Origin of the sequence: Bradyrhizobium icense, assembly GCF_001693385.1 — a bacterium.
In the GTDB taxonomy this organism is placed as follows: Bacteria; Pseudomonadota; Alphaproteobacteria; order Rhizobiales; family Xanthobacteraceae; genus Bradyrhizobium; species Bradyrhizobium icense.
Genome location: NZ_CP016428.1, coordinates 232,271 through 250,881, shown reverse-complemented (window position 1 = coordinate 250,881; position 18,611 = coordinate 232,271). Strand labels below are relative to the sequence as shown.

19 protein-coding genes, 1 tRNA gene and 1 pseudogene are annotated in these 18,611 nt (G+C 62.6%); 9 read left to right on the top strand and 12 right to left on the bottom strand.

Annotated elements, in window-relative coordinates; all coding sequences use genetic code 11:
- Positions 1–247 precede the first annotated feature (247 nt).
- The gene (locus tag LMTR13_RS01240) at positions 248–1,624 is read left to right on the top strand and encodes a cytochrome P450 (RefSeq protein WP_065726338.1); all 1,377 of its coding nucleotides are present in this window, start codon (positions 248–250) and stop codon (positions 1,622–1,624) included.
- A gap of 27 nt (positions 1,625–1,651) precedes the next feature.
- Here the strand turns inward: LMTR13_RS01240 and LMTR13_RS01235 are convergent, their stop codons facing one another.
- Positions 1,652–2,149, bottom strand: a complete 498-nt coding sequence (locus tag LMTR13_RS01235) for a cupin domain-containing protein (protein ID WP_065726337.1) — start codon at positions 2,147–2,149, stop codon at positions 1,652–1,654.
- A 175-nt stretch (positions 2,150–2,324) separates the two neighbouring features.
- Positions 2,325–3,161, bottom strand: a complete 837-nt coding sequence (locus LMTR13_RS01230; RefSeq protein WP_065726336.1) for an SDR family NAD(P)-dependent oxidoreductase — start codon at positions 3,159–3,161, stop codon at positions 2,325–2,327.
- Between the two features lie 186 nt (positions 3,162–3,347).
- Here LMTR13_RS01230 and LMTR13_RS01225 point away from each other — a divergent pair, with 186 nt between their 5' ends.
- Both LMTR13_RS01225 and LMTR13_RS01220 read left to right on the top strand, forming a co-directional pair.
- The gene (locus tag LMTR13_RS01225; protein WP_065726335.1) at positions 3,348–4,310 is read left to right on the top strand and encodes a sensor histidine kinase; all 963 of its coding nucleotides are present in this window, start codon (positions 3,348–3,350) and stop codon (positions 4,308–4,310) included.
- A 149-nt stretch (positions 4,311–4,459) separates the two neighbouring features.
- Positions 4,460–6,229: a putative bifunctional diguanylate cyclase/phosphodiesterase gene (locus LMTR13_RS01220; protein ID WP_065726334.1), complete on the top strand. Its 1,770-nt coding sequence runs from the start codon at positions 4,460–4,462 to the stop codon at positions 6,227–6,229.
- On the opposite strand, the gene LMTR13_RS38585 is transcribed toward LMTR13_RS01220, so the two are convergent.
- Positions 6,226–7,187, bottom strand: a protein-coding gene (locus LMTR13_RS38585; RefSeq protein WP_156795382.1) for an IS630 family transposase whose coding sequence is annotated in 2 segments (ribosomal slippage) — positions 6,226–6,848 and positions 6,848–7,187 — 963 coding nt in all. Because the reading frame shifts where the segments join, the coding sequence is not laid out codon by codon here. The genes LMTR13_RS01220 and LMTR13_RS38585 overlap by 4 nt on opposite strands.
- Before the next feature lie 228 nt (positions 7,188–7,415).
- Between LMTR13_RS38585 and LMTR13_RS38580 the strand changes: the two are divergent.
- Positions 7,416–7,619 (top strand): annotated as a pseudogene (locus tag LMTR13_RS38580) (EAL domain-containing protein); the annotation flags it as partial.
- Here the strand turns inward: LMTR13_RS38580 and LMTR13_RS01205 are convergent.
- Both LMTR13_RS01205 and LMTR13_RS01200 read right to left on the bottom strand, forming a co-directional pair.
- Positions 7,535–9,430, bottom strand: a complete 1,896-nt coding sequence (locus LMTR13_RS01205; protein WP_236843256.1) for a patatin-like phospholipase family protein — start codon at positions 9,428–9,430, stop codon at positions 7,535–7,537. The pseudogene LMTR13_RS38580 and the gene LMTR13_RS01205 sit on opposite strands and share 85 nt — an antisense overlap.
- 208 nt (positions 9,431–9,638) lie before the next feature.
- Positions 9,639–10,709, bottom strand: coding sequence for an LLM class flavin-dependent oxidoreductase (locus LMTR13_RS01200; RefSeq protein ID WP_065726331.1), 1,071 nt, complete (start codon positions 10,707–10,709; stop codon positions 9,639–9,641).
- A 143-nt stretch (positions 10,710–10,852) separates the two neighbouring features.
- Between LMTR13_RS01200 and LMTR13_RS01195 the strand changes: the two genes are divergently transcribed.
- Positions 10,853–11,260 (top strand): YccF domain-containing protein, encoded by a 408-nt coding sequence (locus LMTR13_RS01195; RefSeq protein ID WP_065726330.1) that lies wholly within the window; start codon positions 10,853–10,855, stop codon positions 11,258–11,260.
- A 7-nt stretch (positions 11,261–11,267) separates the two neighbouring features.
- On the opposite strand, the gene LMTR13_RS01190 is transcribed toward LMTR13_RS01195, so the two are convergent.
- On the bottom strand, positions 11,268–11,744 hold the full coding sequence (locus LMTR13_RS01190) for a universal stress protein (RefSeq protein ID WP_065726329.1): 477 nt from the start codon (positions 11,742–11,744) through the stop codon (positions 11,268–11,270).
- A gap of 172 nt (positions 11,745–11,916) precedes the next feature.
- Between LMTR13_RS01190 and LMTR13_RS01185 the strand changes: the two genes are divergently transcribed.
- Positions 11,917–11,993, top strand: a tRNA-Arg gene (locus LMTR13_RS01185).
- Between the two features lie 83 nt (positions 11,994–12,076).
- Here LMTR13_RS01185 and LMTR13_RS01180 read toward each other — a convergent pair.
- The 3 genes from LMTR13_RS01180 to LMTR13_RS01175 form a co-directional block, all read right to left on the bottom strand.
- A complete protein-coding gene (locus LMTR13_RS01180; RefSeq protein ID WP_065726328.1) occupies positions 12,077–12,508 on the bottom strand; it encodes a hypothetical protein in 432 nt (143 codons plus the stop codon).
- Between the two features lie 17 nt (positions 12,509–12,525).
- Positions 12,526–12,702, bottom strand: a complete 177-nt coding sequence (locus tag LMTR13_RS40175) for a hypothetical protein (protein ID WP_156795381.1) — start codon at positions 12,700–12,702, stop codon at positions 12,526–12,528.
- A gap of 91 nt (positions 12,703–12,793) precedes the next feature.
- Positions 12,794–14,122 (bottom strand): MFS transporter, encoded by a 1,329-nt coding sequence (locus LMTR13_RS01175; protein WP_236843255.1) that lies wholly within the window; start codon positions 14,120–14,122, stop codon positions 12,794–12,796.
- 211 nt (positions 14,123–14,333) lie between these two features.
- On the opposite strand from LMTR13_RS01175, the gene LMTR13_RS01170 reads away from it, so the two are divergent.
- Complete coding sequence (locus tag LMTR13_RS01170) at positions 14,334–14,975, top strand: TetR/AcrR family transcriptional regulator (RefSeq protein WP_197520982.1); 642 nt, start codon at positions 14,334–14,336, stop codon at positions 14,973–14,975.
- Positions 14,976–14,982: 7 nt separating this feature from the next.
- The gene (gene fabA / locus LMTR13_RS01165) at positions 14,983–15,513 is read left to right on the top strand and encodes a bifunctional 3-hydroxydecanoyl-ACP dehydratase/trans-2-decenoyl-ACP isomerase (RefSeq protein ID WP_065732316.1); all 531 of its coding nucleotides are present in this window, start codon (positions 14,983–14,985) and stop codon (positions 15,511–15,513) included.
- A gap of 188 nt (positions 15,514–15,701) precedes the next feature.
- On the opposite strand, the gene LMTR13_RS01160 is transcribed toward fabA, so the two are convergent.
- The 3 genes from LMTR13_RS01160 to LMTR13_RS01150 all read right to left on the bottom strand — a co-directional run bounded on the left by LMTR13_RS01160 (position 15,702) and on the right by LMTR13_RS01150 (position 17,066).
- Entirely contained in the window at positions 15,702–15,926 is a 225-nt protein-coding gene (locus tag LMTR13_RS01160; protein WP_065726326.1) for a hypothetical protein, read from the bottom strand.
- A 180-nt stretch (positions 15,927–16,106) separates the two neighbouring features.
- On the bottom strand, positions 16,107–16,364 hold the full coding sequence (locus tag LMTR13_RS01155) for a hypothetical protein (protein WP_065726325.1): 258 nt from the start codon (positions 16,362–16,364) through the stop codon (positions 16,107–16,109).
- A 183-nt stretch (positions 16,365–16,547) separates the two neighbouring features.
- Complete coding sequence (locus tag LMTR13_RS01150) at positions 16,548–17,066, bottom strand: copper chaperone PCu(A)C (RefSeq protein ID WP_065726324.1); 519 nt, start codon at positions 17,064–17,066, stop codon at positions 16,548–16,550.
- A 386-nt stretch (positions 17,067–17,452) separates the two neighbouring features.
- Between LMTR13_RS01150 and LMTR13_RS01140 the strand changes: the two genes are divergently transcribed.
- On the top strand, positions 17,453–18,556 hold the full coding sequence (locus LMTR13_RS01140; RefSeq protein ID WP_065726322.1) for a transporter: 1,104 nt from the start codon (positions 17,453–17,455) through the stop codon (positions 18,554–18,556).
- The last annotated feature ends 55 nt before the right edge of the window (positions 18,557–18,611 follow it).

The following is an 18,611-nucleotide window of genomic DNA, read 5'->3' as shown; positions in this document are numbered from 1 at the left end:
TGCCACAAAGGGGGGCATGGATTGCTTCCGCCTGCGCGTTGAGCTTCGGCGGACAAGTCGTCGCTTCCTCGCAATGACGGAACCGGCAGCTTTACCGCCAGCGGACACATGCTTTGCCGCAACAAAACAAAGACTTATTGCCCGAAACGGCTAAGCCCGGGCCGCGTGGCGACATTTAAGGCCGCGACAAAGCCGCCGACACGGTGGATAATATTTGCGAATCCGAGGCTCAACCGGAGCGATTGCCATGTCGATGCAGAGCATTGCCTCTCCCGTCTACAGCTTCACCCCGCCGCGACGTAATTCGCTGACGCATATTCCGGGTGACGAGGGCTGGCCGTTGATCGGCAAGACGCTGGAAGTGCTCGCCGACCCGAAGGGGCAGGTCGAACGGCAATCCAAGAAGTACGGCTTGGTTTATCGCAGTCATCTGTTCGGCGAGACCAGCCTGGTACTGCTCGGCCCCGAAGCGAATGAATTGGTCCTCTTCGACCAGGCCAAGCAGTTCTCCTCGACGCTCGGCTGGGGCCGGATCCTCGGGCTGCTGTTTCCGCGCGGGCTGATGCTGCTCGATTTCGAGGAGCATCGCCTGCACCGGCGCGCGCTGTCGGTCGCATTCAAGTCCGGGCCGATGAAGTCCTATCTGGCCGACCTCGATACCGGCATTGCGGCGCGGGTGGCGCAGTGGAAGGCGCAGCCCGGACCGATGCTGCTCTATCCGGCGATGAAGCAGCTCACGCTCGACCTCGCGGCGACGTCCTTTCTCGGCGCCGGCATCGGGCCCGAGGTCGACGAGATCACGCGCGCCTTCGTCGACATGGTAGCGGCTTCCGTCGCCGTGATCCGCAAACCCCTGCCCGGCACGCAGATGGCGCGCGGCGTCAAGGGCCGCAAGCGCATCGTCGCCTATTTCTCCGAGCAGATTCCGATCCGCCGTGCCAAGGGCGGCGGCGACGATCTGTTCTCGCAATTGTGCCAGGCGACCCACGAGGACGGCGCGCTGCTCTCGACGCAGGACATCGTCGACCATATGAGTTTCCTGATGATGGCGGCGCACGACACCCTGACCTCGTCGCTGACCTCGTTCGTCGGGGAATTGGCCGCCCATCCGGAATGGCAGCAAAAGCTGCGCGACGAGGTTGCGAGCCTAGGCGCCGCCGCCGACGCCCCCACGACGTTCGATAATCTCGAAGCGATGAAGGTCACCGAGATGGCCTTCAAGGAAGCGCTGCGGCTGAAGCCGCCGGTGCCATCGATGCCGCGCCGCGCCATCCGGGACTTCACCTTCAAGGGCTATGCAATTCCGGCCGGCACCATGGTCGGCATCAATCCGCTGTTCACCCACCACATGCCGGAGATCTGGCCTGAGCCGGAGAAATTCGACCCCACGCGCTTCACCGACGAGGCGCAACGCAACCGCCATCGTTTTGCGTGGGTGCCGTACGGCGGCGGCGCGCATATGTGCCTCGGCCTGCACTTTGCCTATATGCAGGCGAAATGCTTTGCGCGGCATTTCCTGCAGAATCTCGAGGTGTCGCTGGAGCCCGGCTACAAGCCGGACTGGCAGATGTGGCCGATCCCGAAGCCGCGGGATGGCTTGCGGGTGCTGGTGAAGCCGGTGTGATACGTGTGTAGGGTGGGCAAAGCGCCCCTACTTCACCAGCGTCGTGAGCTGCGCGCCTTCATCGGCCACGAACACCGCGATCAATTCTGCAGGTTCGGTCATGCTGGCATTGGCCGAGACCAGATGGGTCGAGCCGGGCGGCTCGAAAAACGACTGGCCGACCCCGAACGTCTCGACAGGGCCGCCGGCAAGCTGGGAGCGGATCTCGCCCTTGGTGACATAGGCGGTGACGGAGCCGGCATGCCGGTGCGCAGGCGTAAAGCCGCCCGGGCCGTAGAACACGCGCACGATGGTGACGCGCTTGCCCGGCACGTTCGGCAGCGCATGCGAAGAGATCGGCTCGACAACATCCTGCGTCGAACCGGTCACGCTGTTGGCGCAGAGCGGCTCGATGATCGCCGAGACGGCGTCCATCGTCGATGGCAGCGCCTTGCCGATGACGAAGGCGCAGGCCAGGCCCGCGATGATGGCGAGATAGAACGGGCGGCCTTCCGATGGCGGCGATAATCTGAATGCTGCAGACATTTTGCGTGTCTCTCCCAAGCGCGTCAGCTTTTTGCATCCGTCATTCCGGGATGGTGCGTTACCACCGAACCTCAGATGCGCAATTGCGCATCGGGGAATCTCGAGATTCTCAGGTGCGCAATTGCGCACCATAGTTCAATGCTTCGCATCGCCCCGGAATGACACCCCCTCACCCCTAACCCTGATCGAACGCCTTCTTCAGCGTGACATAGCCCTGCTGCTGCTGGCTCCAGTTGCGGCCGCCGGTCATGGCGCCGTCGACCACAAGGTCATGGCCGTTGATGAAGGAGGACTCGTCGCTGGCCAGAAACACCGCGGCGTGCGCGATATCTTCGGGCAGGCCGGCGCGCGGAATCGGCTGCGCGGCCTTGTAGACCTCGCGCATCACGGCCGGGGTCTTTTCGGCAGCCTCCACCGACAGGCCCAGCGCCTTGCCGAAAATGCCGGTCGCGATCGCGCCGGGCGAAATCGAATTGACGCGGATGTTGGCTTCGCCGAGTTCCATCGCCACGCATTTGGTGAGATGGATGACGGCGGCCTTCGCGGCGCTATAGACCATCGACGACGAAAAGCCGGCGAGGCGGCCGGCAATGCTGCCGTTGTTGATGATGCTGCCGGAACCCTGCTTGCGCATGTACGGCGCCGCATGCTTCATGCCGAGCATCACGCTGCGCACCAGCGTCGCCATCGCGGCATCAAACCGCTCGACCTCCAGGCCTTCGATACCACCGGTCTGCGCCGGACCGCCGGCATTGTTGAACAGGCAATCGATGCGGCCGAACTTTTCCACCGCAAGCCCGATCAGCGCGTTCATCTGTTCTTCCACCGTGACGTCGGTCTGGCGGAAGATGCAGTTGGCGCCGAGCTTCTTGGCCAGCGCCTCGCCCTCCGGCACGCGGCGGCCGGCGATCACGATCTTTGCGCCCTCGGCGACGAATAGCTCGGCGGTGTGCAATCCGATGCCGCTCGTGGCGCCGGTGATCACCGCTACCTTGCCGTCCAGCCGTCCCATGTTGTTGCCCCCCGTCGGAATTCGTTGACGCCAATATTCCCGCCCCTCGCGGACAAGGCAAGCGAACTTGTTCCGTCGCGATCACCGGCGTTCGGCTGGCCTTGCTGCTTCGGCGCCACGAAATCCCGATTTTCGGTATGATCGGCCATATTTTGGATTCGCTGATCACGTGAAGTGACAATCCAAATGAAGAAATTGATCGACGAGCTCAGACGAGGTTGGCAGGGAATCTCCCAGCCCCCGCTGCTTTACAGCACGGTGTTCGCGGCCGGCTGTCTCGCATTGTCGACAATCGCCCGATGGGGTGTTGCCCAGATCCGTCCCGACGTATTCTTCACGCCTTATTTTCCGGCCGTGTTCCTGGCCGCCGCCATCGGCGGCGCCAGGATCGGGATCGCAACGGCCATCGCGGGGGGCGCCCTCGGCGTCTTCGTCAATTTCAGCAGTGCCACGGCCGATTCCGCACGGTTTGCGCTGCTGCTGATGTTCTGGGCGGTTTGCGGTCTCGCCATCTGGGGCGTCGAGCGTTACCGGACGATCGTCGCCCGCCAACGGGAAGATTCGAAACGTCTGACCCAGGAAGAGGAATATCGCAAGCTTCTGGTCGAGGAGTTGCAGCACCGGCTCAAAAACAAGACGTCGACGATCCACGCCGTGCTGCACCAGGTCCTGCAGGACCAGCCGCAGATCTGGGGCAGCATCGACCGCCGCCTCCGCGCATTGTCGGCGACCGACGATTTGATCGCGCGGCTGGACGGCAGCGGTTGCGACATCAAGGACATGCTGCGTTCCGAGCTCGGGCCCTACGGCCATGTCCGGTTCAATTTAAATGGCGACTCGCTGTTTCTACCGGCCAAACTGGCGGTCAGCCTGGCGCTGATCTTCCACGAATTGGCCACCAATGCGGGCAAGTACGGCGCGTTCTCTTCGGCCCGCGGGCTGCTGCAAGTGTCATGGTCCGTGTCGGAGGACCGCCTCAACCTCACCTGGGATGAAACCGAAGGCCCCGTGATCGAAAAAGTCGGCCCGCCTGGCTTTGGCACCAAGCTGTTGCAGTCGGCGCTGCGCGCGTTCGACGGCAAGACCGAGGTCCGCTACCTGAAGACCGGCGTTCATTGCACGATGCAATGCAAGATCCCGGCAAGCTAGACCCGAGCAAAATCTCTCATTCGGTGTTGACACTCTGTTAATGACGATTGAGCGGACGCCGCTCGAAAATCGTCGACTTCTACGGTTGTCGCCGCTTTTCGGAAGTCCACTTAACCAATACTACAACGGACTTTGCAAAGCTCCGCGGCATGCATAGTGCCCACAAATACGATTTCCAGGCGACGCAGGCTGGCGATGAAAGCGCGTTCGAATCCGAGCTGACCCTCCTGAGGGATATCCTCAGGCTGCTTCCGACCGGCGTGACGGTTCAGGACGAGAACGGCGAGTTCATGCTGGTGAACGACGCTGCGGCAGCCGCGCTGCAGATGGCCACCGCCGCGCCGGAGGCCTCGCACCTGAACGATCGCCGCGAAACCTGCCTCGAATTGCTGCGTTCCGGGCGCCCGGTGGTGCTGGAAGAATCCATTGCCGGTCGCCAGGCCAAGCAGGTATTGCTGACCTCCCACCGGCCAGTTCGGATCGCCGAGCGCAATCTGCTGATCTCGAGTTCGACCGACATTTCCGAACAGAAGGCGTTCGAGGAGCATCTGTTCCGCTCCGCCTATTACGACGAGTTGACCGGGCTGCCGACGCGGCGCGTGATCGAACATCGCGTCAACAGTCTGTTGAAGTACGACAACGGACAGGGCCTTTTCGCGTTGGCCTTTCTCGACGTCGATAATTTCAAGCACATCAACGATTACTACGGACATTCGGTCGGCGACGCGCTGCTGGCGGAGATCGCCAAGCGGGTGGGACTCGACTTGCGCGATTCCGACATCCTCTCGCGGATCAGCGGCGACGAATTCGTGCTGCTGCTCAACCCGGTCCAGAGCGAGAGCGAGGTCGCTGAATTCATCCGTTTCATCCTGCAACGGCTGAAGGCGCCGTTTTTCATCGACCAGTCCGAGATCTTCGCCTCGACTTCGATCGGCGTCAGCCTCTATCCCGAGCACGGGCGCAGCTATGAGGAGTTGCGTCAAAACGCCGATATCGCGATGTACCGCGTCAAGAACGGCAACAAGGGTGCCGCGGCGTTCTTCGACACCAGTATGGAACGCGAGGCCCTGGCGCGGATGAAGGTCGAGCAGGCGCTGCGGGTGGCGATCCTGGAAAAACGTTTTTGCTGCGCTTTCCAGCCCAAGGTCGATATCCGGACCCAGGAGATCATGGGCGTCGAGGCGCTGGTGCGGCTGCGCGACGACGAGGGGGTGATTCAGGCTCCCAGCACCTTCATCAATCTTGCTACCGAACTCGGCCTGATCGACGAACTGACTCACCTCGTGCTGGCCGAGATCGTCAAATCGATCGACCTGATCAACGAGAACTTCGGCCCCGACACCACGATCAGCATGAACGTCGCAGCCAAACAGGCCGGCAATCTCGAGTTCATGCGCCCGTTCGCCCAGGCGATCGAAGCCACCGGATTTCCAAAGCGCTTCATGATCGAGGTGACCGAAGACGCCTTCGTCACCAAGACGCATTTCCAGGACGAGATCCTCCCGATCTTCCGCAAGCTCGGCGTCAAGATCTCGATCGACGATTTCGGCATCGGCTATTCGTCGCTGTCGGCGTTGGCCGACATTACCGCTGACGAGATCAAGATCGACCGCTCCTTCATCACGGACATCCATAAGCGCCCGCGCAGCCAGGGTATCTTGCGGGCAATCGAATCCTTGAGCGAAGCGCTCAGCATGACCGTGATCGCCGAAGGGCTCGAAAGCTTCGAGGAACTGGCCTATCTGCAGGCCGCGACCAAGATCCGCTACGCCCAGGGTTACTACTTCTCAAAGCCGATCTTCCTTGAAGACCTCAAGCTGGCGGCCCCGCGCGCCAGCGAGGCACGCGCCAGTCTGGCCAGCCGGCCGGCACAGGAAAGCCGCCCCACCTACTCGCGCGCCGGCGGCTATCGCCGCTAGAGCGTTAGCCTATCAGGTTGCAAGTAGCCGGCGGCGGTGAAGTAGTTTGTGGATTCTGCTGGCGTGTAGGTGTCGACGGTGCGCCCGATAGCATCCCAAAGGCCGCCGACGGTGCGTTCGGCGGCCTTTCGCAAGCTTGCTTTGAGCTTGGCGAAGGCGTTTTCGATCGGGTTGAAGTCGGGGCTGTAGGGCGGAAGGTAGAGAAGCGTCGCGCCAGCTGCCTCGATCATCTCACGTATGCGGGGCCCTTTGTGGCTGGAGAGGTTGTCCATGATGACAATAGCGTCGTCCGGGAGCTCGGGGACGAGCACCTTTTCGATGTAGGTTTCAAAGGCATCGCGATTGATGGGACCATCGAGCACCCAGGGCGCGATGATGCCGCGCGTGGTGAGGGCGGCGACGCAGGTTGTTGTTTTCCAGTGGCCGTGAGGAACGCTGGCCCGCAGGCGTTCTCCGCGCAGACATCGACCATGTGTTCGCGCCATGTTGGTCGATGCCCAGGTCTCGTCGATGAAGACGAGCCGATCCCGGTCGAGCTTGCCCTGGCTCTCGCGCCAGGCCTGGCGTCGCGTCAAGACATCCGGGCGATCTTGCTCTGTGGCATGGGCGGTCTTTTTTTACGCGTGATCTTGTGCCGCTCGAAGAAGCGTCGGATCGTGCCATAACCAAAGGACAAGCCTTGTTTGCTCAAGCTATCACGCAATTCCTCGATGGTGATGTCGGGTGAGGCCTTGAGCAGAGCCACGATCGTCGCATGATGGGCATCAATCCGGTGGGACTTGCGATCGCCGCCCTGAGCTCTCGGCTGGGCATCGCCTTGCTCCCGCTCGCGCGTTCGCCAGCGGCTTACGCTCGCCGCGCTGACGCCAAATCGCTCAGCAGCCTGCCGGCCTGAAACGCCGCCTCCAATACAGGCCAGCACACGTTCGCGCAGATCCATCGACAGCGGTTTCGCCATGCCCGCCGGCCTCCAGTCCGGCGACCAGCTTGAATCACTAAAACGCTGATTTGTGAATCCCCGACGATTCAGTCAGATGGGCCAACGCTCTAGGGAGACGCTCGCCGCGGACGAGCGCTTCATCGCCGACGATAGAACGGCAGGAGCAGTGAAATACCGCTTCATCTCGCGATCGCGCCCGAAGGACCCACGATTAAGGGTAACCGGATTTCCTGACGTTCGGCGGCGATCGTGCAGGCTGTGGTGAACATCGCAGCCGCCCGCAACATGACCACGACCGCGGAAGGCGTCGAGACCGAGCAGCAGCGCGAGATGCTGCGCCAGCTCGGCTGCACGCAGATGCAGAGCTACCTGTTCAGCGCGCCGAAGCCGGCTGCCGAGGCGAGGCGATTGCTGGGCGGGCGAGTGGAGGCTGCGACGGCCGTCGCCTGACGCCGTTCCAGCGCGCCGGCGTCGAGGATGGCTGCGATGGCCGAACTGGCGCCCGCCTCCAGCGCCGCGATGGCCTCCCTGGCCCAGAGGTAGGAAGCTTCGAAGATCTCCGTGTGGCGATCGAAATCTGTCACATCGATATCGAGCGGAAGCGGCGGCCGCATTACCGTGTCGAACGGCCCGACCGGCAACGTATCGTAGCGCTGATGCGCTACGAGACTTCGCCACAGCACGTTCACCGCGCTCGGCGCCGCCGGCAATAGCTTCTTGCGGAACGGCGTCAGCATGGCGGCGATCAATTCCAGCCGTCCCGGCAGCGATGCATAATCGACGTCGAACATCTCGGCCGCCGGCTCGCCGAAATGCACGACCAGGTTGGGACCGCTCTTGAGCTGGTGCATCGACGCCAGCGGGACATTGTCGATGAGACAGCCATCGACCAGCATCGCGCCTTCCTTCGTGTAGAACGGCGGCAACAGCCCGGGGATCGCACTCGATGCGCGGACTGCCTGCCAAAGCGGGCCGGTGCGGATCAGTTCGAGATTATGGGTCGAAAGGTTGGTCGCGATGGCCGCAAACGGCCGCCAGCAATCCTCGATCCGGCAGTCAGGGCCGTATTGTTGCGCGAGCGCGCGATCGAACGCCTTGTGGTCCAGCAGCGCATAGCGCGGCCAGGTCGGCCGCCGAAAACTTCGGCTCCTGACGAAGATTTCGTGCGTGCCGCGCTCGAGATGCTCGGCTTCGAGATTTTTGGCAAAGCCGGCCACCATGGCGGAGCCAACGCTGGTGCCGACGAAGATATCGAACATCACGCCGCGTTCGCGAAACGCCTTGTAGATTCCGACATGCGCGGTTCCAAAACTGCCGCCGCCGGCAGCGACGAAGCCGATGGCGCGGCCGCATAGAAAACGGATCAGGCTGTCGATATCGACCTGGTCCTGGAGCGCGACATGGTGATGCATGAAGGCCGGCAGCCGGGCGAGCCAGGCCGCGGTGCCGGATACCTCGCCGCTTCGCCGGTCATGGATGCGGACGAGACGCCGGGCCGAGACGGAATGAACCTCGCAGGCAAACGCCTCGATTTCGGTCAATGCCGCCGCTGGCGCCTCCCCGCGACAGGCGAACACGACCATATCTGCCTGGCGGATCGCCTTACGCGCCCAGGGCGACGACTCGCGGCCGCCGAGATAGACCACCAGCGGCGCGGTGTGTTCGAGCTTGTTGAGCCATTCGGTGACTTCATGCGCATCGAGTGCCCGCCCGGGAAACATCGCCTGCAGGCGGGCGGCATCGACGATCTCGGCATGGGTCGCAGCCAGCCCCTCGCGCATCCGGCGATCGAAGGCTTCCGGCAGCGGCTCCAATCCGCCGTCGATCAGCGCCACCGTTCGCGCTTTCGGCGAAGTGGGGAACGGCGCGATGCGCGCGGTCTCCTTGGCGAACCGCCGCGCCAGCGCCGCGAGCAGCGCCTCGACGATGGCGGGGGCTTCCGCGACGAGCTTCTGGTAGGCCGGACGCGTCAACGCCAGCACGCTGGTGTCGCGTATGGCGATCACGTCGGCGGTGCGCGGGACATTGGCGAAGAAGCCGATCTCGCCGACCAGTTCGCCGGCGCGAAGCTCGGCGATCGGTTCGAGATAGCCGGTCTTGCGCACGGCGAGCGCGCCGTGCAGCACCAGGAAGAGCGAGTCCGATGGCCCGCCTTGCGCGACCAGCATCTGCCCGCGCACCAGATCCTGGCGGACCATGGCGTTGAGCGCCTTGAGCCGCTGTTCGGAACTGAGCGTTCGAAACAGCGCGAAGTCCTCCAACGCGGAGCTCCACGCAAGTACCGAGCTCGATCCACTCATTTGGCGGTACCCAGTTGAATTCGCGGGCCGACTTTAGCGCCGCCCACACACCACCGCGAGCGATATAAAGGGTGTGCCTCGGCGCGGCGCAGCAAATACGCCTGGCGTCATCTGGCATTCGGCTGCACTGCAGCATGACGGCCGGCATCCGCCGCCCGCTCTACGCCGCCTACCGGCCGCGATTGTTCTCGGCAAGAATGGGCCGGATCAGCCGGCCGAAACGCTCGGCCTCCTCGTCATGGAGATAGCCGGACAGGCAGAACGAGTGGCAGCCGGCGTCGATGAATTGCTGCAGCGTCTCGGCGCACTGGAGGGGATTGCCGACGACGGCAATGCCGGCGCCCGGGCGGACTTTTGTGATGCCGGTCCACAGATGCGGCAACAGCAGATCGCCATGCTCGCGGGCGAGCTGCTGCACGCGTTGGTTCGCTTCCGATTTGTTGTAAAGCGTCTTCATTTCCTGCTTCTGCCGCTCGGTCGCGTGCCGCACCAGTTGATCGGCAGCCTCCCAGGCGTCCGCCTCGATCTCGCGGCAGATCACTTGAAGGCGCATGCCGAAGCCGATGTCGTTCTCGCGGCCATGCGCGCGCGCCATCTCCCTGATCTCGGCGATATTCGAGGCGATTTTTTCCGGCAGATCGCCCCAGAACAGATGCACGTCGGAATGTTTCGCCGACAGCTCCCAGGCCTGGCGCGAGCCGCCGCCGAGATAGAATTTTGGAAATGGCTGCTGGTGCGGACGCGGGCGGATATGCGCGCCGGACAGCTTGTGAAACTTGCCTTCGAAATTCAATGGCCCGCGCGTGGTCCACAGCGCCTTCAGGATCGAGACTTCCTCTTCCATCAGTTCGTAGCGCGCTTCCTTCGGATAACGGACGCCCTCGCCCTCGACCTCGCTTTCGTTCTGACCGGCGATCAGATTGATGCAGATCCGCCCGCCCGACATTTGGTCGAAGGTCGAGATCATTTTCGCCAGCAGCACGGGATTAATGTAGCCGGGCCGCGCCGCGATCAGCGGCTTGATCGCTGACGAACGCGCCGCCATGAATGCACCCGTGATCCAGGCTTCCCAGCACACGGAACCGACCGGGATCAGCAGATATTCGAAGCCAGCCTTTTCCGCCGCCTGCACCACGCGGTCGCACAGTTCAGGAGACCCCGGAATCTGCGCTTCCATCAGGCCATAGGCCGTGGTGTCGCCATGCGTGGGCAGGTACCAGCCGAATTCGAGCGGACGCATGAACGTTTCTCCCTTGACGTGTTCTTTGGCGCGCTTGTTGCTTGATCGTCGTGGGAATCAGTCTAGCGTCTGCAGGGCCTGGGGCAATCGGGTTCGCCCGCAGCACAGTTTCGCCAGCATTGCGTCAACATAGGATAGCGGCCATGTCACCGGTCTCACTGCTTCTCAATGTGATCTGGGTCGTTCTCGGCGGCGCATGGATGGCGTTTGGCTGGCTGATCGCATCCGTCGTCATGGCGATCACGATCATCGGGATTCCCTGGGCGCGGGCCGCGTTCAATATCGCTGCCTACACCTTGTTCCCGTTCGGCTTCACGGCGGTTTCCCGCGACGCCTATACCGGCCAGGAAGATATCGGCACCGGACCGCTCGGGGTGATCGGCAACATCATCTGGCTGGTGCTGGCGGGATGGTGGCTGGCGCTCGGGCATGTCGTCACGGCGGTGCTGCTGGCCGTGACCATCATCGGCATTCCCTTTGCCTGGGCACACTTAAAACTTGCCGGGATCGCGCTGTGGCCAATCGGCAAGATCATCGTTCCCGCGAACTGAGCTCAGACTATCCCGAGGCTACCGCTTCCGCCGGCTTCAGCCGCTCGAACTCGGCGTCGCTGATCTCGGTCTGAGCCACCAGCACGCTGCAGCGCAGGCGCTTGACGAGATAGCTGCCGATCGAGCCGAACCAGCGCGCGAGCGCCCCCTGCGGGCGGTGCCCGACGACGACGAGATGCGCGCCGATTTCTTCGGCGACCTCGGCGATTTTCTGCCCGGCATCGCCGACCTCAAGCCGCACGGTCGGGGTAAATCCCAGCGCTTTCAAGCGCTCGGCGCCTTCGTTAAGGATGGACTTGTAATCCTCGGTCTGCAGTTCGATCGGGATGGTAAGCCCGGCCTCGGGCGTCATGATCGAGGAAACCTCGACGACGGCGAGCAAAAAGACCTCGGAATCGCAGAGTTGTGCGAGCTTTGCGCCCTCCCGCAACGCGCGCCGCCCCTCGACCGAACCGTCATAGGCGAGAAGAACCTTCTTATACATCGGACGTCCCCATCCATGGCGAGAAGTTCAACGCGGCAAGATTACCACCAAATAACGCGAACGGACCGGAATTTTGTTAGCGGATGCGGCCAGCGTCGTGCCACCTTCGTCTTACCAGCCTCGGAAGGGCCGGTTGCCCCTGCCCGGCCAATCGGCTAAATGAAGCTCCGAAGCACCCGTAGCTCAGCTGGATAGAGCGTTGCCCTCCGAAGGCAAAGGTCACACGTTCGAATCGTGTCGGGTGCGCCACCCGGTCATGCTGACATGACCATCGCGGGTCGCCGAGTCCACGATTTCCTGCGACCCCCGGCGCGAATGGCGGGAAGCGGAATTCAGACGATGCCGTGTTCTTTCAGAACGGCGTGCTCATCCCCTGACACCCATCCAAAGATCTTCGGTGTGTCTTCGAGCTGCTGCACCAGATAATGGACCTCGAAATCAATGGAAACATCCGGTTCGCCGCCACGGTCGTAGATGGCGGTCCAGGCGACATGCGCCAGGCAATGGTGCTCGTCGATAGGTGCGATGCGGACATTACGAAGTCGCATATTCTTCGTACCGATTCGGCGATAATTTTCAAACCCCTGTTGCATCATCTGCTTCAGGTGGTCGTCATTCCGGCCGACACTGACGCCAGCCGGAGAGGCAGCAACGAACGCAGTGGCGTATGAAGACGCCACTTGGTCCATATCCACTTGATCCCTGAGCGCCATTCGGAACAGCTTCTCATAGCGCTCAAACAAGTCCTTTACGTTCTTTTCCATAAGGTGCCGCCTCCGCACTATGGGCGCTCCAGACCGTCGACCTGCGCCTGCCGCCAGCGCTTGAGTGTCCCGGGATCGAGCCATCCGATCCCGACCAGCACGTCGACGGGGCTCACATATTTCTGGACCGTGAGCGCCGCCTCCGCCGCTCTGATCACGCGATCGTCTAGTTTCTTGCGGTTCTCCGGATGCATGTCCGTTCCAATGATGGAGTTCGACTTGAATCCGCATGGTCTGCGTTCATGATGGCGGCGCTTGATGCCGCGTCAACCGGTGAGCCCAAGGTCAGCTCTCCGACGATGGAGTCGATCCGGCATTGGCTTGCATGGACGCGCGCGCATAGGCCTCCGGAATAATAATCGACGGATCGGCCGGGTCCAGCGCATCGTGCGTGACCACCGTACCCACGAGTGCTGTCGCGGCAAGATCGAAGTCGGTCTTCTGTGGCGGAGCGAGGGAGACCTGCACCTGCGTCCGATAGACGACGTAGGCCGCAAGCAACGCCTGGACCATCGCGGTGAACAGGAACAGGGCGCGCGGCCCTTCCGCCGACATGAAGGCAGCGGCAATGAGCGGTCCGACCACTGAACCGAGGCCGTTGGTGAGCAGGATCGTGGCGGCGATCGGCACGACATCACTCGCCGGGGTCTTGTCATAGGCATGAGCCGCGGCAAGCGAATAGCCGGGCAGCGCGAGCGCTCCGAAGAGAATGCCGAATAGCAGCAGCATCATTCCGGATGCGGAGATCAGCCACGAGGCAACGCCCGCGGCGGCGGCTCCGATTAAGAGAACGAGCAGCACCAGGCGGCGATCGACGCGGTCGGACAGGCGGCCTACCGGCCACTGGACGATCGCTCCTGCCAGCACCGCCGTACTCATGAACAGCGCCACCTGATCGATGCTGAGGCCGCTGCCAGCGGCCGACAACGGCGCAAGGCCCCAGAACGCACCGTTAGCTGCGCCAATCATGAAACTTGCGACCAGCGCGACTGGTGCCGCGCGGTATAGCTGTCCGACGCGAAAGCTGACGGTGGTAATCGGTGCCGGTTGCGCCGCACGGGTCAGTGCCACCGGAACGATGGCCAACGAGGAAAGCATGGCGGCCACCATGAAGTTCCCAGCCTCAGCGATCGGATAGAGCGTCACCAGAGCCTGACCAAATGTGATGGCGCCATAATTGACCACCACGTAAGCCGACAGCACGAGCCCGCGCGTCTCGTTGGATGCGCGATCGTTGAGCCAGCTCTCGACCACCAGGTAGAGACCGGCGAAGCAGAGGCCGGTTATGCCGCGGAAAGCTATCCAGGCCACGACCACCGGCGCGAGCGCGTAGGCAAGCGCCACGGCAGCCGCCACCGCCACCATCGCTGTGAATGCGCGGATATGTCCCGCGCGCAGTATCAGATAAGGCGCGAGCAGACAGCCGCTGACGAAACCGACGTAATAGGCCGAGCTGATGACACCGAGCGCAAGATCGTCAAACCCTTCCGCGCTGCCGCGCAACGGCAGCAACGTGAATTGCAGGCCGCTGCCTGCCAGCAGGAACGCGAGCCCCAGGAGCAACGACACGATCGGGCGCAAGGTCTTCGGCATCCGGATCGACCCAACAGTCATCAGAGTCCAGATTCATTGAATCCACAATGTGTTGATAAGGCAGCAGATCATAAGAAGTTTCGCGCCCAGCGCGCCGAACACACCCGCGCGCGGACCATTGCTGGCCATCGAGCGCAACTCCGAAGGCATACGGCGGAAACTCCTGGCTTGAAGTCAGGCTACGGAAAGCGCTATTGAATTGAATTCAATTCAGTGTGCTGGATCGAGGATGATGACGACGATCGGGACGCGAGAAAGGCTGATCCGGGCGGCCGAAAAGGAGCTCATCCGCAGCCATGGGCATCTGGAGATGCAGGCTGTGGCGAAGCGGGCGCAGGTTTCTGTCGGGCTGGCCTATCACCACTTCGGATCGAAGGCCGGCCTGATCGCCGCTGTCGTCGAAGCCTTCTACAGCCGCCTCGACGAGGTTGCGTTCAAGGGGTTCAAGGCGCGCGTGGAAGGCTGGGCGGGGAGAGAAAAGCAGCGAATAGCCGCCTATATCGCCTTTCATTATGACCACCCGTTTGCGCCGCTCGTCATCGGAGCGCTGAGCCGCGCACCGGAAGTCCTGGATGTCGAGACCGCCTTCACCAACCGGCAGCTTGCTGCCGGCGCGCTGATGCTGCAGGCGGCCCAGCGCGATGGCGTAGTTCCCAACCGCATCGATCCTCAGCTCACCATTGCGCTGATGATCGGTGGAATTCGCCAGGCCCTGATCGGCGCCTTGATGAGCAAACAGCGACCCAATCCCGGCAAACTGACGGATGAAATCTGGGCGTTCATGGCCGGCGCCCTGCGCCTGCCGCCCGGCACCGGCACCGAAAAAGCGGCCATGGACGTTCAACCGCCGCTCGTCAAACATCGGCAGAGGTGACATGACCGTGTCCGACCCGCGCGACTTTCACGCTCCGCAATCGTCCTACACAAGAGAGGATCTGCTCAAGTCGAGCGAGGGCGGTTATTTCGGCCCGGGCAATGCTCAGCTCCCGGCACAGCCGATGCTGATGATGGACCGGATCATCGAGATCAGCGTGGACGGCGGCGAATTCGGCAAGGGCCACGTCATCGGCGAGCTCGATATCACGCCGGAGCTCTGGTTTTTTGACTGTCACTTTCGCGGCGATCCGGTGATGCCGGGGTGCCTCGGTCTGGACGCCATGTGGCAGATCATCGGCTACTGGCTCGGCTGGTCGGGCTCACCGGGCAAAGGCCGCGCGGTCGGCGTCGGCGAGGTGAAATTCCGTGGCGACATCAAGCCAGACGTCAAGCGCGTGCGCTACGAGGTCAGCATGCGCCACGTACGGCGCGGCAAACTGGCTGTTGGAATTGCGAACGGCCGTGTGTTTGCCGACGACACATGTGTCTATATCGCCAGGGATATGCGAGTGGGACTGATAGCGACTGCGATCTGACATCGCAGGTCGCAGAAGACCGAATGAGCGACGGGAAATCTCGATCACATTGCCATGGATGACGGCACTTGAACCGATCAAGTCACCGGGCTGAGGCGGCGGAGGCGGGCCCAATGCCGTGGATCTCACCCGCGCCGCTACCAATTCCTTAACGAGCTCGATACGAAGTCCTTTGGACGCACCCGCCGTCAATTCACGGCGCAGCTTGCGGAGTAGGCTGGCGTGCTGCCGCAAGCGGCCTGGCAGAAGGTCTCGTAGTAGGCTTCCAGCTCTGCAACCGCGCGGTGTTCCCATTCCATGGCTTGCGCCAGCAGGGAACCACTATGAAGCGGCCGGAAGGCCGCGGTTTGGCGGCACAGCGACGCGATGGTGCGGTAGCGGCGCACGTTTTCCATGATGGCCAGCCCGTTCATTGTTTGGATCTCCCCATTTCCTTTCCCGGGCACGAACTTGCGGCAGAACGATTTTCGATTAGTTAGCGGGACTGGAAGAGAGCGCGCGTGGTTTCCGAACTGTTGATGGCGTACGCGCAACCTGCGGAACAGGGCAGCTCTCGGCCGTCCCAACAAACATTCAGGCTAGAGCCAAGCGCTTCACTCATTCGTACGGATCGTTTGTGGCGAGGCCGAAGCATTGCTGTTCGAACAGATAACGTCCTGCGAACGATTGTCGGCCGAAAACAAAGACACCTCGGTCCCCTCACGCCCAACCAACGGGATCAGTCGCGTGCCGGCAAAGTAAGCTAACCCGAGGCCGAGAAGTGATGCAGACAAGATTGCAACCACGAACAGCGACTTTGCCCGCGTTCCCTTCAGCGATGGTTGCGGCATGTTGGCGGTAATGACTGACATTCGCTCGGCCTGAAAATGATGAGTTGGACCAGAGCCGTCGCCGATAGCGCCGACGGTTCAGGCTCGCGCCGGTCGCGCGGGAGACGCTGGACGGGCGACGAAGCGCGCGATCTGCGCTTGTTCGGCAGTTAAGGACGATGCCGAGCCATGAAGACTCATCCAACCGAGAGGTGAAGCCCGATCCTAATGGTGCTTGTGCGCGACACCATTGACGCCACTGACGGCGGCCCCGGCGTTTTCCTCGACGTTGTAGATGATGTCGACGGGCCCGGCCTTCTCGAACACCAGCGTACCCTTCACCTTCTGGCCGACCTGAAACGGCTCCTTGAGGCCCATCAGCAGAATGCGATAGGCGCCGGGCTTGAGCTCCACGGTCTTGCCGGGTTTGATCTCGAGACCGCTTGCGAGCGGGCGCGTCTTCGCCATGCCGTCCACCTCGACCACCTCGTGCACCTCGATCTGGCTCGCCACCGGCGAGGTGCCGCCGATCAGACGATCCGCAGTCTTCCCCTTGTTGGTGATGGTGAGATAGCCGCCGGCGATGTTGGCGTCCTTCGGGGTCGGGCGCGACCAGGGATGGCCGATGTCGAGCGCGCCGACTTTATACTCGTGCGCGCCGGCGCCGCTCGCAATAAGCAAACTTGCTGCGACAAACAAGGCCGCTGTGACAAACACAAAGAGATCTCTGACGATGGCTGTCATAATTGTCCTACTCCGATACGCGCGCTGGACAGTGAAGCGTGTAGAGAATCAATCGGACGCGATTGCGGCTGGCGCTCGCCGTGATTGCGGCCGCTGCCGTACGTGATTGCGGCCACTGCGTTGCGGCGCGAGCGAATTCCGCCGTACAACCAAGCAACGGATTGCGCCTCTTTCGCCATTCGCCCAACAAGCGACAGCCACACAGATGCCCGGCTCGGGATGGCGCGTTCGCTTTTCCGCTTCGCTTCCGTCCCGAGCAAGCCGCGCTTCTCGCACGATCCAGTCAATCTCGCGCCCGATTGCGATGGCTAATCGCCAGCCAGTGAGTACAGGGGGCGTATGTGTGTGCGTATGTTGGACGGCCCGCGGCCGGTATCTTTTCGTTCATGATGCTTTTCCTCGCTGCTCCCGCCGAGGCGCATCATCCTGGCGGCGGCGGCAATACCGGGAGCGGCGGGCCCATCAATACCATCTCGGCCGACACGCTTTCCGAAGGGCTGATCGCCGCGTCCATCCGCTATGAATTCATTCGGCTGGGCCAGCTCAGCGACGCCGACCTGCTCGCCGCCGCGAGCCGGGGCACGCACGCGCATTCGATCCGCTCGATCGACAGCGTCTCGCTTTCGGTCGCTTATGGAATCACCAACGACCTGACCGTTGCCGTTCGCGCAGCCGGCGTCCGCCGCTCGGATATCCGCGAGCCCGGAATGGACATGCTGAGCGGCGGCCACATGGGCATGATGAGTGCGAGCGACATGGGCAGCCTGATGAGTCCCGACGGCATCAACCGGCGCGGCAACTCGGCAGGGTTCGGCGACGTCACCATGCTCGGGCAATACCGTTTCCACAACAACGCGCAGACCGGGACATCGGCCGCCGTGTTGTTCGGCTTCAAGGCGCCGACTGGCAGCACCGACCAGCGCGACGCCGCCGGCCAGCTTTTTCAGGCCCAATTCCAGCCGGGCTCGGGTTCGTGGGACGGCCTGTTCGGCGCCGCCTTCACCAAGCGCGCCGGCCGCTGGTCGTTCGACGTAAGCGGTCTCTATTATCTGATCAGCACGGGCACGCAGGACACCAATCTCGGCGACCGCTTCCTGTTCGGCACCGCCGTGTCGTATCGGCTGGTCGGGCCGACCGGCTCCGCGAAAGAGGTGGAACTGCACGAGTACTGCATGCAGCCGCGCAATCAATTGCAGGAGCATTGTCTTTATCACGCCAACCACGACCACAGCGACATGAAGAAAACGCCCTATACGCTCGACCTCGTTCTCGAGCTCAATGGCGAGTGGCACGACAAGCAGCGCATCGCCGGCATTCCCGATCCCAATTCGGGCGGCACCACGGTCTATCTCTCGCCCGGCGTTCGCATCGGCTTCGATCGCTTCTCCAGCTTTGTCTCGGTCGGCGTGCCGGTCATCAACCAGCACAACGGCATTCAGTCCAAGCCTGATTATCGCGTGCTGACGGGGATCGGGGCGCGGCTGAATTGAGTACGGAAGCTGGCGGCCCCAAGCAAGATGTCTGCTTCGCCGGCCGTCGCGCCGA

Excerpts from the sequence above, each read along its gene's own strand:
- LMTR13_RS01240 (WP_065726338.1), top strand. The coding sequence starts at position 248 with ATGTCGATGCAGAGCATTGCCTCTCCCGTCTACAGCTTCACCCCGCCG.
- LMTR13_RS01235 (WP_065726337.1), bottom strand. The coding sequence starts at position 2,149 with ATGTCTGCAGCATTCAGATTATCGCCGCCATCGGAAGGCCGCCCGTTC.
- LMTR13_RS01230 (WP_065726336.1), bottom strand. The coding sequence starts at position 3,161 with ATGGGACGGCTGGACGGCAAGGTAGCGGTGATCACCGGCGCCACGAGC.
- LMTR13_RS01225 (WP_065726335.1), top strand. The coding sequence starts at position 3,348 with ATGAAGAAATTGATCGACGAGCTCAGACGAGGTTGGCAGGGAATCTCC.
- LMTR13_RS01220 (WP_065726334.1), top strand. The coding sequence starts at position 4,460 with ATGCATAGTGCCCACAAATACGATTTCCAGGCGACGCAGGCTGGCGAT.
- LMTR13_RS01200 (WP_065726331.1), bottom strand. The coding sequence starts at position 10,709 with ATGCGTCCGCTCGAATTCGGCTGGTACCTGCCCACGCATGGCGACACC.
- LMTR13_RS01195 (WP_065726330.1), top strand. The coding sequence starts at position 10,853 with ATGTCACCGGTCTCACTGCTTCTCAATGTGATCTGGGTCGTTCTCGGC.
- LMTR13_RS01190 (WP_065726329.1), bottom strand. The coding sequence starts at position 11,744 with ATGTATAAGAAGGTTCTTCTCGCCTATGACGGTTCGGTCGAGGGGCGG.
- LMTR13_RS01180 (WP_065726328.1), bottom strand. The coding sequence starts at position 12,508 with ATGGAAAAGAACGTAAAGGACTTGTTTGAGCGCTATGAGAAGCTGTTC.
- LMTR13_RS40175 (WP_156795381.1), bottom strand. The coding sequence starts at position 12,702 with ATGCATCCGGAGAACCGCAAGAAACTAGACGATCGCGTGATCAGAGCG.
- LMTR13_RS01175 (WP_236843255.1), bottom strand. The coding sequence starts at position 14,122 with ATGACTGTTGGGTCGATCCGGATGCCGAAGACCTTGCGCCCGATCGTG.
- LMTR13_RS01170 (WP_197520982.1), top strand. The coding sequence starts at position 14,334 with ATGACGACGATCGGGACGCGAGAAAGGCTGATCCGGGCGGCCGAAAAG.
- LMTR13_RS01160 (WP_065726326.1), bottom strand. The coding sequence starts at position 15,926 with ATGAACGGGCTGGCCATCATGGAAAACGTGCGCCGCTACCGCACCATC.
- LMTR13_RS01155 (WP_065726325.1), bottom strand. The coding sequence starts at position 16,364 with ATGTCAGTCATTACCGCCAACATGCCGCAACCATCGCTGAAGGGAACG.
- LMTR13_RS01150 (WP_065726324.1), bottom strand. The coding sequence starts at position 17,066 with ATGACAGCCATCGTCAGAGATCTCTTTGTGTTTGTCACAGCGGCCTTG.
- LMTR13_RS01140 (WP_065726322.1), top strand. The coding sequence starts at position 17,453 with ATGATGCTTTTCCTCGCTGCTCCCGCCGAGGCGCATCATCCTGGCGGC.